The following is a 13,148-nucleotide window of genomic DNA, read 5'->3' as shown; positions in this document are numbered from 1 at the left end:
TTCAACTTCTTGAATTATGTAACGCCAAAATTTAATCAAACTTAGCCCCATTGATCTTTTATGAGACAATTTTATATCTCAGCCATTTTTATCATTCTCTATTACAACGCTTCATCGCAAATCAGCAAATCTTATGTTGCAGCACCATGGGCATATTTTAATAATTTTCAGCAGTTTAGTGAGGAGCAGGCCGGTGCCGACTCTGCAGTGTATTATTTAACCAAACTGGCATCCAACCAACAATATGCAGGCATGTTGAGCGACTTGTTGCACAATAGTTTTGCGCAGGCATTTTTACAAAAGGATTCAACCAACCTTTCAGCAGACAGCCATAAGCGTCGGCTGTTAAAAGAACAAATACTCGCCAAGTCGCTGGCAGACACTAAGCTTCTTTTGCAACAGCAGCTAAAGCCGCTTTACCTGTGGAAAACCGTACGCGAAAATCAAGATAACCCAACGCGGCTTGCAGAACTTACCAGGCAATTTATCGATACACAATTATCGGATGAAGATATTTACGCAAACAGGTGGGGGCGTTATGGACTACTCATCCATCAAATTATTGTAGCACATCCTCAATTAAAACTCCTGGCAGGTGAACTGTTTGATAAAATATACAACAATCTCCAGGGCCACCAGGTAACATTGACTGACTCTATATCAAGAACTGATTTACTAAAAAGAGCATGGTACAGATACCTGTATGCCTATTGCAATTATATAAAGGCGCAACAGGCTACAGAGAAAGCGCCATGGCTGAAGGCAGCTTACGATTATAGTGCTGATATTCACGACAGAAATAATTTAGCGGGCTTTTTTTATGAAGTGGTTTTTTTGTTTGGCGAAGAAGGAAGACAAAGCTTTAAACCAGACTATCTTGATTACATGGCAGCTAATAGCAGCGATAAAGAGAAAACATTGGCCATGCTGCTGGAAACTGCATTGATAGAGCCGGAGTACAAACCTAAACTGCAGTCATTTTATAAAAGTACTGACAAAACAGTTACCACTTTTGATCAATACTGGTTAAACGCCATTAATGCTTCCGCAAGGCCGGCACCACCGCTGATGCTGCATTTAATTGATAAAAAAACGGTCACAGCAAAACACCCTGCAGGCAAGTGGCTGCTGGTCGATTTTTGGGGTACCTGGTGTGCTCCATGCAGGGCAGAGCATCCGGACTTGCAGGAATTTTATGATTCGGTTATTGTTACCAACAGTAAAAAAATATCCATCATTACCGTAGCCTGTAGAGATACTGAAGAAAAAGTGCTGCATTATCTAAAAGACAAAAAATACACGTTCCCCGTGGCCCTGTCTGATGGCAAGATTGAACATAGTTTTTCGGTGCAGGGCTATCCTACCAAGCTATTGATTACACCGCAAGAGAAATACGTTGTGGTGCCGTTTGGAGGAGACTGGCAAAACTTTATTAAACAGTATTGCAACTTATAGCGGGTGGGCGACCAACAATTTTTTATTATCGTTTGCTTGTGCTAACAACGCTTGTCAACACAGAACCAGCGGGAAGGTTGTTTTAACTGATGTAGATCTGCCGTGTATGTCTCGTCCTGCAAGCCTTGCTGGTTGAAGATTGTAGCAACTTGTGCAGAGACCTGCCCGGGAAATAATAATTTTTCATTTGCCGCAATTCTCCGCCGGTAATTTAATAAAGCGGCCTGCTCTGCTAAAATGCTACAGCCTTCTGTTACTTTTTTTGCGGAAAAAAAGTAACCAAAAAAGCCGCCCGAAAAGGATTACATCCCCTTTTCGGGTGGGTGCTGCTATTTGGCTTTGGTACTACTGTGGCTTCGGCATTTGATCGCTACTCTTAGGCTTGCAGATTATTATTTATTTCGACGGAATTCATTTATTTACCCGCTCGCCGGCAAATTAGGGGAAAGTTTTGTGCAATGTATCGTGGCACGGAAAGCCAGTACAAAGCCGGTGTGGCGGAAGTTTTATTACATCCGGTGCCGGCTTTATTTTTTTCTAAACAGCAATGTGAGAATTCTTGGAATGGTTGTTTTGTCATTGTCGTCAAAATATTCGGCGATATCCATTATTTCTAACCCGTGTTGTTTTGCGGCTGTTGTGAAGTCTGAAAGGTGGTGGTTAAAACAGGTGAGGATTTGCTGACCGGCAGCTGTGTCGAACCTTGCCTTGGTTCCGGTATATTGTTTAAACGGATGAAGCTCGCCTACATACACTACGCCATTTGGTTGTAGTACAGCCGATACTTTTTTAAAAATGTCCTCCAGGTTTTCAATGTGCTCCAGCACTAAGCTAAAGGTTACCAGGTCGTATTGTTTGGTGATGAAGGTCCAGTCATTGGTAATGTCTGCCTGGATAAATTGAACATTGTCCGCATTTATTTTTTGCCTTGCCTTTGCCAGCATTTCCTCCGAAAAGTCGACTGCTGTAACCTGTTTTGCTTTCGTTAAAAGAAAGGAGGTATTCTTTCCTGTTCCACATCCTATTTCCAGGCAGTTGTCCACTTCCATATCAGCTAAAACAGTGCGCAGGGAAATGGCTTCAAGGTCTCTTGTTTTGTTGTGATTGGTATCGTATTGATCTGCCCAACTGTTATATGCTTGTTGTACTTCCATGTGGATACTATTTTAGAAATTTGATGATGCGTTTTTGCCATTCAAAATAATGGAATTATTCAACGCATTCAAAATGTTTGTTCGAATCAGAATGAGGACTTCTATTGAGGTGCTGCTGTGGCGACTGTGTTTAAATAAAGTTCAACAAACACGACTTTTTAAATTACAGTGGTGCCTGGGTAAAAGCTTAGTGAGGTAGCGTATTCAACGTAGGTGTTTCAAGACTGTAAAAGGCCAATTGGGTTGCTTAAGTTTCTTTTGTAAATCAATGTCTTGAATTCGGCCAATATCAGATTATTCTCTGTTACTGTCCAACGCTGTCCTTTTTTATCCGATAGTTTCACGCAAATATTTAGTTGGCCGGTACTACATTCCAATATACAAAGGATAAGTCCCGATACAGAAAAGAATGATTCAATTACCGAAACATATTGGTCGAACAATTCAACAGTCTTGTACTAACACATAAGCTCGGTAGGAAACGTTGCTGAAAAGATAGGCATTTTGCTGGCTAAGTATTTAGACGGAAGGATTCGATAATCTGTGTTCTTTTACATTTTCGGATAGTTCGATTAATCCTTCATTTAGCTCTTCAAAATTCCCAGCTAAGTATTCAATAAATTCAATATTGTATGCACTTTTATTGGCAAGTTTTATTGCGGGATTAATATTGTTACCAGTTACAAAGTAGTGAGGGTGGGCTGAAGGAGCAGCAATATTTACATTCTCAAGGACAAGTTGGATATCGGGGTCTGTCAAACTATATCCCAAAAATAATATTGTGTGCGTTAAAAATAAGGAGTCTAAAACCTTATAAAAACTTGCATACTTCTGTCTAACGCGAAAATATTCTGACTTGGTTAATACTATTTGTGAGGCGTCGGAAATACAACCATGCGCCTTGATAATTAAACGTACAGGTGATCTTAGATCCGAAATAATATGACTGTCGTAATACTTTGAAACGTTGTAGCCTTCGTGTGCAGCTCCTGTTCTGCAGAAAGAATCATAAATATCGTCATAATTAGTTGTGATAATTATCTTCGGATCTATATCTAAAATTGACTCATGGATTTTTGAAGGCTTGTACCTAGGTGTGACTAATTCCTCTCTGATAAAGGCTGAGAAATCTGCTGGAGAAATATTTTTTTTAATAATTTCCGCGGCGTCTAGATATTTTTCTTTTTGTTTATAATCTAGGATTGTAGGTAGGTCGGTTTTATCTGCCATTAAATTTATCAAGCTTTGTAAAAAGGCAGACCAAATAGGAGGCGATTTCATATTATCTTGCGAAACACATCCCGCCGAAGCTCCAGAACCGAGAAAAACTATACACCGTCGTGATGCTAGTTCTGTAATTAAAGCTTTTGGCCAGTTCATAAAGTTTGCTTTTGAAGATTTTCAAATACATTCCTTACAATACGTGACAAGATATTAATGAAATCTTCCTGTTGCCTAAACTGTGTTCCTACTAAGCCATCTACTCCCTTTAATTTGGAAATTGGACAGGAGTTAGATTGAGCCAATGGAATTAAACTATAAAGATGTGGTACATCTCCTAATTTTAAATGAGAAGAATTCAAATTGGGATTGATATAGTTTCGTAAGCTTTGTTCAACTACTTGTGGTACGTTATTTATAATTTCTTCATACGCTTTAGTAGGTCGTCGTACACCTTGTTTACTTTTAGTTATATACTGTTGTACAGTATATCCTAGGTATCCATTCTTAATTTTTATTTGCGTACTTATATTGAACGATTGCAGTCTTCCTGCAAAGCGTTCCTCCGATAATTCAAGTGACTTTTCATAAAGGTTAATCCAACCAGAAAGCCACTCGCTAATATTTCTAATTCCTAAAATGCTGAAAATGTCTGTTCCCATTGGAGTAATAAAATAATCACATCCTATAAGAACACTCCGATTGATTGAGCCTAAACTAGGGCCTAAATCATAAAAAACGAAATCATAATTATTTTTTATTTTGTTTACCAAGAAGGAGTTCCAATTCGTTTTCCTTATTCCTCCAATATCTCCTCCAAGTAATTCATGCCAAGCAGACCCTAATCTATCCTCTATAATTGAAAATTTCGGATTTCCAGGAATTAGATCAACATTGAATCTTGTCTCGGAGCTCTTTATAGGAACAAAAGAGTCGCTAATTCTTGAATCGCCATCTTCTATGGGCTGTAGAATATCGCTAATGGTTGTAATTTGTGAAGGAGGGTTCTGCTCCCAATAAAGTTCTGTAGCAAATTCTTGGCCCATCAAAAGTTGGGTTGTATTACATTGGGGGTCGCAATCAATCACTAATACTCTCTTTTGCATTGTATCAGCTATAAAAGCGGCAATATTATTCGTTAGTGTTGTTTTTCCAACACCTCCCTTATTATTAAACATTGCAATTGTAATCATATTTGCTATTTATCGTTTTGGCCAGTAAGTAAATATATAATATTATAACGTTACTATTTTAAAAAGTAGAGTTCACAAAATATAGCATAAATATTATACGACCTATGCGGTTATTACCTTACTACTAATCCCAACCAATCAATTAATTTACCTCCCCATCAATAAAAGCCCCCCAACGGTATGCCGTAAAAGTGAGTGACACAACGATGTCGCCCAAAGCTGTTTTAGCCCGGACAACACCATTGCCAAACAAGCAAACATTTCAATAACTTAGTGTTTCATTGCCGCCGGGCTAAATAATTTGATTATGGATTTAGCATTTAACATTAACGAAGATGCCATGAAACTGGCGTATAGCCAGGTACGCCAAAAGCTGGAAACGATTTATGATGGGGGCGGAAAAGCCGCCATTAAAAAACAGCACGAAAGAAATAAATTAACCGCCAGGGAACGCATTAAATACCTCTGCGATGCAGACAAACCCTTTATTGAAATGGGCGCTTTTGCCGGCTACGAAATGTATGCCGAACATGGTGGTTGTCCGGCCGGTGGAACAGTCAGCGGGCTGGGTTATGTCAGCGGACGGCAATGCGTTATCGTTGCAAATGATCAGACGGTTAAAGCAGGCGCCTGGTTTCCCATCACGGGTAAAAAAAATCTGCGCATGCAGGAGATGGCCATGGAAAACAGGCTGCCCATTATTTACCTGGTGGATAGTGCCGGCGTGTACCTTCCGCTGCAGGACGATATTTTTCCTGACAAGGAACATTTCGGCCGCGTGTTCCGCAACAATGCCCGGATGAGTGCCATGGGCATTACGCAGATTGCAGCCGTGCTGGGTGCATGCGTTGCTGGTGGCGCCTACCTGCCCATCATGAGCGATGAAACACTGATGGTGGAAGGCAACGGTTCTATTTACCTGGCCGGTCCGTACCTGGTAAAAGCGGCCATTGGTGAAACGGTGGATGCTGAAACACTGGGCGGCGCCGTAACGCATACCGAAATCAGCGGCATAGCCGATTATAAATTTGAAACAGAACACGAATGCCTGGATCACATCAAAAAAATAATGAGTAAGCTGGCAAGGCCCTCCGATGCAGGATTCGACAGGATTGCACCGCATGCACCGGCACAGGCGTCCAACGTTTACGGTGTGCTGAGCGAAGGCAATACCAAGCCCTATGATATGGTGCAGCTCATCAACAGCCTCACCGATGCAGGTAGTTTCGACCAGTTTAAAGAAGACTATGGCAAAACGATTGTGTGTGGCTATGCCCGCATTGAAGGCTGGGCTGTGGGCATTGTGGCCAACCAGCGGCTGATTGTAAAAAATAAAAAAGGGGAAATGCAACTGGGCGGTGTTATTTACAACGACAGCGCCGATAAGGCCGCCCGCTTTATCATGAACTGCAACCAGAAAAAAATACCGCTCGTATTTTTGCAGGATGTAACGGGCTTTATGGTTGGCAGTCGCAGCGAGCAATCGGGTATTATAAAAGACGGTGCTAAAATGGTGAATGCGGTAGCTAATTCGGTGGTGCCAAAAATTACCATCATCATCGGCAACAGTTATGGCGCGGGAAATTATGCCATGTGTGGCAAGGCCTACGATCCCCGTTTTATTTATGCCTGGCCCAGCGCCAAAATCGCCGTGATGGGCGGTGAGCAGGCGGGGAAAACCCTGCTGCAGATCCAGGTTGCATCGCTGAAAGCCAAGGGCAAAACCATTTTACCAAAAGACGAAGCGGATTTGCTGGATGAAATTATGCAGCGCTACCAGCAACAAACAACGCCTTACTATGCCGCGGCAAGGCTATGGGTTGACGCCATCATTGACCCGGCCGATACCCGGCTGGTGATTGCGGAAGGCATTGCCGCCGCCAATCAAAACAACCATATCGCTGAATTTAAAACAGGTGTCTTCCAGGTGTAAGGCGCTATTTTTTATATACCGCTTGCGCAAAAATTGTTATTTTCGTGCCGTTGTAAATGGCTGCTTTAATCAGACCAAACAATTATGAGATCATTCCTGTTGCATAAAATACTTCTTGTAAACATAGCCGGAGCGTTGGCATTGTCTTCCTGTAAAGACGACCATTACCTGGCAACGCCGCCACCCATAGTGGATCATTCTTCTTTTACAGAATCTTTTGATACAGTAGATGCGGCCATTGCAAGAGGCTGGCATATCATCAATAAAAGCGTTCCGCTGGGTCCATCGGTTTGGCGGGATGGCGGCACCATTCCTGCGTTGTTTTCTGCCTACAGCAACAAAGGCAGCAATGCGGGTTTTATCGGCGTTGATTTTTTATCTACCAGTGCGCAAAAGGGTATCATCAGCCAGTGGCTGGTATCGCCCCCGGTGCTGATGCAAAATGGCGACCAGATTATTTTTTATACCCGGTCGCACAAAGTGCCAGGTTATGTAGATGACAATCCGCTGGACAGTTCGGATTTCGCCAACCGGCTGCAGGTGTGGGTCAACACGCAAAACGACAGTGCCGAACTGGTGGGCAATGGAGAAAGCACCGGCAGCTTCACCCAGGTAACCGACCCGGTCATAGATATCAACCCCAACCAATACGAGTGGCACAATTCGCCCGGCACCTATCCAATTGATGGTGGTCCGCAAAGTACGGCGGAAACAATCGCACAAGCCTTTCCAACCGATTGGACAAAATTTGAAACTAAAATCACGGGCCTTACCCAACCAATAAATGGCCGGTTTGCCTTTCGCTATTTTTTAACCCAGGCCGGCAACGGTGGAAGGGGTACAGGTATCGGGATTGATGAAGTGCGTTATATCAGTATCAGTAAATAATAGTATTGGTCCGGGCTAAGGAGCTATGTGGGGCATTGTTGCAGCGCCCTCTTGTGCTTTTTAATCTTTTGGCAGCGCTTGTTCGATTTGTTACTGTTATCGGCTTTTAAAAGTTCCTTCACTTGTCAGCAGTATGATTTTTTGTGCAATTCGGCATTCGATTCGTAAGTGGTAACTATTTGTTTAGTCACTCTGTTTTCTTTTCTTTCTTGATAAAAAAAAGAAACAAAAAAAATCAAGGCTGCGAATAAAAAGGCTGAAATTTTCAGCATAGCCCTAAAATCAACGATCCCGAAAGCTTTCGGGACGCCGGAAGAGTTCTATTACTTCGCAGACTGTACTCGCTCAAACAACGTTGATTTCTTAACGGCTTATGTTGAAAATTTCTGGCACTTTTTATTCGGGGCCGTTTGAAGAGTATAGGATGCGCAGAGCGAGCGCATGGAGTTCGAGTGCCTAAAAAAAGTACGAAAAACTAAGAGGACTTCGATCCATCCTTCGGGTTGAACACGTAACTGCATAAGATGCCTCTTTCGCTTCGGTGACGGCTTGCCGGCATTCAAAAAATGCGCAGCATTCCCGATAGCTATCGGGATTTTGAAAGAAGCGAAAGCAGCATCGTTGCAGTTACGCAGCCCCGCCGGCGGCAGAGGCGAATCTGCACATAGAAAACTGTGCGGATTGCAGTGGATAGCGCAACATAAATTATCCCCGTCAGCGGTTACAAACCCTGACGGCGGTTGAAAAAGACTGCTGTATTATTTTGGAAAAACTTCAACTAACCGCAGACGAGGCTGAAAGCCGCCTTCGGGATAGTTTTACACCCCAATCAAAGCTGCAAATAGTAGTCCTGTAATAAATCAATAAATGCATCCGTATACGCATTCCCTTCATTCTTTATAACCAATTCTTTTGTGTGCGCAGTAGATTGTTGCCGGGATAAAAATAAAATACCCCTGAAATAAGGGTGTGCAGGTGTATGGCGCAACAGTATCTGTTGCTGTAAATAAAATTGCAGGTCATTGGCCGATTGTATAAATGCATCTACCCGGTGATAGGGCAATAGTACCGCCAGTATGCCATCGGAAGTTAACAGCCTGTCTGCTGTAGTTAGTAATTGCTGCAGCGTGAAAGTGGTACTGTGTTTGGCCGCATTCTTCATCGCATTGCCCGATTGCAAATCACCCTCAAAAAAAGGCGGATTGCAGAGGATGCCGTTGTATTTTTTACCAGGTTCAAATTGCAGCACATCAGTGTGGAGGGCCGCCAATTGGTTGCTAAAAGACGAAGCGGAAAAATTTTGTGTGGCTTGCTCAAAAGCTGCGTTGTCAATTTCTACTGCGTCAATGGCGGCCGTTGTTTGCTGCGCCAGCATCAGGCTGAGTAATCCGGTGCCCGTTCCAATATCAAGATAGCGTTTGTCTGTATTAATCAATTTAGGATCATCTGCAAAAAATGCAGCGGCAGTAGCGCCAAAAATACAGGAGTCGGTACTCACCTTCATGGCACAATGCTGCTGGTAAACGATGAATTGTTTAAACTGAAAAAAGTTATTAGCCACAGGTTAGAAGGGTTGATACAAATTTGACGGTGGTGCGTGACAGTAAAATAAAAAGAAGTTTTGTTACATATCAAATGCAGCCCTTGGTGAAGGACTGATGTTCAATGAAACAAAATCGTTTTGCAAAAACTTGTAATAGGCAGTAATGGCGATCATGGCCGCATTGTCCGTGCAATATTCAAAAGCGGGGATAAATGTTCGCCAACCCATTTTATCACCCGTTTCTTTCAGCGCTTTGCGCAAGCCACTGTTGGCACTAACGCCCCCGGCAATACAAATATCTTTGATGCCGGTTTCCTTTGCGGCCTTCTTTACCTTATTGATCAAAATACTGATGATGCGGTGCTGAACCGAAGCGCAAATATCTGCCAGGTTCTCATCGATAAAACATTGCTTTTCTTCCGCGGTAGCAGTGAATGCTTCTTTAAAAACATTGCTGCTGCCGGCGTTTTGTAAAAAATATAAAATGGATGTTTTTAACCCACTGAAACTGAAATTCAACCCGGCAATTTGTGGTTCGGGAAATGCAAAACGGTTGGGATTTCCATTGGCTGCGTACTTGTCAATCAACGGTCCGCCGGGATAGGGTAGTCCTAATAATTTAGCGGTTTTATCAAATGCTTCACCGGCTGCATCATCAATGGTTTCGCCAATTACTTTCATTGTCGTGGGCGAAGTGCACAGCACAATTTGTGTATGGCCGCCACTTACGGTAAGACATAAAAAAGGAAAATCCGGTTTATCGTCAGGTATTAAATTGGCCAGCACATGCGCCTGCATATGATGTACGGCAATCAGCGGTTTATCCAGCGCCAGCGCCATCGATTTGGCGAATTGTGCACCTACAAGTAAAGAACCGATCAGCCCGGGAGCCTGCGTAAACGCAATGGCGTCCAGGGATTGCATGGAACAACCACTTTCTTTTAAAGCGAGGTCAACCACCGGCACAATATTTTGTAAATGCGCCCTGCTGGCCAGTTCAGGCACTACACCGCCATATTTTTCATGTACTTTTTGAGTGGCGATGTAGTTGGATAAGATGCGGCCATCCACACATACCGAAGCCGCGGTTTCATCGCAGGAAGATTCAATTGCTAAAATAGTAACAGGCATAATGAGGGCAAAGATAAACAAGCTTTTAATTGCTGCAATGGAGGCCGTGAACTGGAAATGAAAGCATATAAATTAACCTTACACTTCCGCTACATCGTACACTACCACTTTAGCCCACAGGTGACCGTAATTTTTTATAAAAGCCTGGTGTATGGGATGATCCTGGTAAGTTTTTTGACCCACGGTATCATCAAAAAACATCAGTTCCGATACCTGCCAGCTGGTATCAACCACGTCTCTTTTTTCGGTACTGGCCAGCACGCCTACATGCATTTTGCGGATGGTTTCAATTTTGGAAAGTGTTTTTACACCTTCCACCAGTTTATCCCGGTCTTCAACGGAATCCGGGTTTTTTAGCCAGAAAAATACATGATGCACCAATTGCTTTTTATCGGCTGCTATACTCATTGGCATGGCAGCTACGGCTGTACCGGCCGTTAATCCTGCTGCGGAGGTTAAAAATTTTCTTCTGATCATTTTGGTTAAGGTGTTTTTGTTTTTTGACGGGAGGCAAAGATAAAATTAAATGTGGTTTCCGGGTAATTGCCATTGACTGCTGAAAATGGTAGCTTTTAAAGTCCTGTAATATTATCTAAAGTATCCCCGTATGTCGGGTATTTTATACAAAATGTAAAAAATACTTGACATTAAGTAAAAGATGTATTACATTAGTAGAAATTTTGAAGTTATGTCAACCAAATTATTATTGTCGAACCGGTATAAAAAAATCGGCTGGGTGATATTGATTCCAGCTACTATTTTGGGCCTCGTATTAGCCTATCATGAATTTGCAGCTGCATGGCTTTGGTGTAACGTGTTTTCAATAGCCAATGAAGGCACTGAATCGCATTATCTGTATTTTAGTTTCAGGTACACCAATATTACCAATACAGTTATTGGTTCAATTTTTATTATCGGCGCTATGCTGGTAAGCTTTTCAAAAGAGAAAAATGAAGATGAGTTTATTGCGGAGCTACGGTTGTCATCTTTACTATGGGCTGTTTGTGTGAGTTACCTTTTGTTGTTAATTTCCTTTTTACTTGTGTATGGAACGCCGTTTTTAGACGTAATGGTGTATAATATGTTTACTGTGTTAATCATTTTTATTGTTCGGTTTAACTATCTTATGTATAAAAATTCGCAAGCCGCAACTGATGAAAAATAATATAAGAGTGGAACGGGCCATTAAAAATCTGACGCAGGAAGAATTGGCAAATAAAGTATCAGTCAGCAGGCAGACTATTAATGCAATGGAGGCGAACAAATATGTACCATCTACTGTTTTAGCTTTAAAAATTGCTAAAGTGTTTAATAAACCGGTTGAAGCAATATTCTTACTTGAAAAGAGTGATTGAGTGTGCAAAAACAAAGCATTAACTTGTTTATTTTTACAACAACTAAATTTTAAATTATGCAATGCACATCGCTACTGAAAATTTTAATGATAGCAGGAGTGGCAGCTGTTTTTAGCTGTAATACTAAAACGCCGGATAAGCAGGCAGCAACCGGAGCAGACAATACAAAGGCCAACACGGATTACAAGCCAGCTTTCGCCGGTCAGACAAGAATCAAAGCCGTTACCACCACAACGCCTTATACAGTAGAAAAAATTGCAGAAAATTTAGGCCGGCCCTGGGCGATTATACCTTTGCCGGATGGCAGGTTGATGATCACCGAAAAATCTGGTTTTATAACGATCCGTTCTGCCGATGGTGCATTGCAAAAAAAGATTACCGGGCTGCCTCCCGTAGACGACGGCGGGCAGGGCGGCCTGCTGGATGTGGCGCTGGATCCGGATTTTGCAAAAAACAAAATAATTTACTGGTCTTTTTCTGAAAAGGTTGATACGGCTAATTTAACAGCAGTAGCGAAAGGCGAACTGAGTGAAGCCGATTCGTCTGTACACAATCCAACCGTTATTTTCCAGGCAACACCGGCGCTGAAAAGTGAATATCATTTTGGCTCCAGGCTGGTATTTGATAAGGCTGGTAATTTATTTGTTAGCGCTGGTGAAAGATCTATTTTGCCGGGCAGGGCACAGGCTCAATTACTGAGCTCTGGTTTAGGTAAAATATTTAAAATCACCAAAGAGGGCAAACCTGCACCCGGCAATCCGTTTTTAAATCAACCAAATGTAAAGCCGGAAATTTATTCGTATGGTCACCGCAATCCGCAGGGGCTGGACATTAACCCGGTAACAGGTGATTTGTGGGAAGTAGAGTTTGGTCCGCGTGGTGGCGATGAAGTGAATTTGATTAAACCAGGAAAAAATTATGGATGGCCTGTAATTACCTATGGGATAGAATACGATGGACCAAAAATTGGTGATGGTATTCAGCAAAAAGAAGGCATGGAGCAGCCAGTATATTATTGGGATCCGGTTGCCTCACCAAGTGGTATTGTTTTTTATACAGGCGATGCCATTCCTGAATGGAAGAACAATCTGTTCATCGCCTGCCTCAGCAGTATGCACATCGACCGGCTGGTAATTGAAAACAATAAAGTAGTGGGTGAAGAAATGTTGTTGCTGGATAAAAAGGAACGCTTTCGTGACGTAGCACAAATGGACGGCAAGCTGTATGCAGTAACGGATGGTGGCTTGTTGTTCAGGATTAGTAAGAAATAGTGAG

The 13,148-nt window shown here is 42.3% G+C and carries 12 protein-coding genes; 6 read left to right on the top strand and 6 right to left on the bottom strand.

Annotated features, from left to right (window positions below):
- The first annotated feature begins 60 nt into the window (after positions 1 to 60).
- Positions 61 to 1,455, top strand: coding sequence for a TlpA disulfide reductase family protein (locus JWR61_RS17980; RefSeq protein ID WP_301929127.1), 1,395 nt, complete (start codon positions 61 to 63; stop codon positions 1,453 to 1,455).
- A gap of 527 nt (positions 1,456 to 1,982) precedes the next feature.
- Here the strand turns inward: JWR61_RS17980 and JWR61_RS17975 are convergent.
- From JWR61_RS17975 to JWR61_RS17965, 3 genes are all read right to left on the bottom strand, one after another.
- Positions 1,983 to 2,609: a bifunctional 2-polyprenyl-6-hydroxyphenol methylase/3-demethylubiquinol 3-O-methyltransferase UbiG gene (locus JWR61_RS17975; protein WP_301929126.1), complete on the bottom strand. Its 627-nt coding sequence runs from the start codon at positions 2,607 to 2,609 to the stop codon at positions 1,983 to 1,985.
- Positions 2,610 to 3,128: 519 nt separating this feature from the next.
- Positions 3,129 to 3,989 (bottom strand): SIR2 family protein, encoded by an 861-nt coding sequence (locus tag JWR61_RS17970; RefSeq protein ID WP_301929125.1) that lies wholly within the window; start codon positions 3,987 to 3,989, stop codon positions 3,129 to 3,131.
- On the bottom strand, positions 3,986 to 5,023 hold the full coding sequence (locus JWR61_RS17965; RefSeq protein ID WP_301929124.1) for a ParA family protein: 1,038 nt from the start codon (positions 5,021 to 5,023) through the stop codon (positions 3,986 to 3,988). The genes JWR61_RS17970 and JWR61_RS17965 overlap by 4 nt, the downstream gene beginning before the upstream one ends.
- 307 nt (positions 5,024 to 5,330) lie before the next feature.
- Between JWR61_RS17965 and JWR61_RS17960 the strand changes: the two genes are divergently transcribed.
- A complete protein-coding gene (locus JWR61_RS17960) occupies positions 5,331 to 6,956 on the top strand; it encodes an acyl-CoA carboxylase subunit beta (protein ID WP_301929123.1) in 1,626 nt (541 codons plus the stop codon).
- Positions 6,957 to 7,040: 84 nt separating this feature from the next.
- A complete protein-coding gene (locus tag JWR61_RS17955; protein WP_301929122.1) occupies positions 7,041 to 7,844 on the top strand; it encodes a choice-of-anchor J domain-containing protein in 804 nt (267 codons plus the stop codon).
- 829 nt (positions 7,845 to 8,673) lie between these two features.
- Here the strand turns inward: JWR61_RS17955 and JWR61_RS17950 are convergent.
- The 3 genes from JWR61_RS17950 to JWR61_RS17940 all read right to left on the bottom strand — a co-directional run bounded on the left by JWR61_RS17950 (position 8,674) and on the right by JWR61_RS17940 (position 10,995).
- Positions 8,674 to 9,405, bottom strand: a complete 732-nt coding sequence (locus JWR61_RS17950) for a tRNA1(Val) (adenine(37)-N6)-methyltransferase (protein ID WP_301929121.1) — start codon at positions 9,403 to 9,405, stop codon at positions 8,674 to 8,676.
- Between the two features lie 63 nt (positions 9,406 to 9,468).
- The gene (gene tsaD, locus JWR61_RS17945; protein WP_301929120.1) at positions 9,469 to 10,518 is read right to left on the bottom strand and encodes a tRNA (adenosine(37)-N6)-threonylcarbamoyltransferase complex transferase subunit TsaD; all 1,050 of its coding nucleotides are present in this window, start codon (positions 10,516 to 10,518) and stop codon (positions 9,469 to 9,471) included.
- A gap of 78 nt (positions 10,519 to 10,596) precedes the next feature.
- Positions 10,597 to 10,995, bottom strand: coding sequence for a Dabb family protein (locus tag JWR61_RS17940; protein WP_301929119.1), 399 nt, complete (start codon positions 10,993 to 10,995; stop codon positions 10,597 to 10,599).
- A 211-nt stretch (positions 10,996 to 11,206) separates the two neighbouring features.
- On the opposite strand from JWR61_RS17940, the gene JWR61_RS17935 reads away from it, so the two are divergent.
- From JWR61_RS17935 to JWR61_RS17925, 3 genes are read left to right on the top strand one after another with little or no spacing between them, the layout of a single operon-like run.
- Positions 11,207 to 11,683: a hypothetical protein gene (locus JWR61_RS17935; RefSeq protein ID WP_301929118.1), complete on the top strand. Its 477-nt coding sequence runs from the start codon at positions 11,207 to 11,209 to the stop codon at positions 11,681 to 11,683.
- Positions 11,670 to 11,873: a helix-turn-helix transcriptional regulator gene (locus JWR61_RS17930; protein WP_353960494.1), complete on the top strand. Its 204-nt coding sequence runs from the start codon at positions 11,670 to 11,672 to the stop codon at positions 11,871 to 11,873. Before JWR61_RS17935 ends, JWR61_RS17930 begins: the two co-directional genes overlap by 14 nt.
- Before the next feature lie 56 nt (positions 11,874 to 11,929).
- Positions 11,930 to 13,144 (top strand): PQQ-dependent sugar dehydrogenase, encoded by a 1,215-nt coding sequence (locus JWR61_RS17925; RefSeq protein WP_301929117.1) that lies wholly within the window; start codon positions 11,930 to 11,932, stop codon positions 13,142 to 13,144.
- The last annotated feature ends 4 nt before the right edge of the window (positions 13,145 to 13,148 follow it).

The organism is Ferruginibacter sp., assembly GCF_028288465.1.
Lineage (GTDB): Bacteria > Bacteroidota > Bacteroidia > Chitinophagales > Chitinophagaceae > Ferruginibacter.
This window is presented reverse-complemented; position numbering and strand designations above follow the sequence as displayed.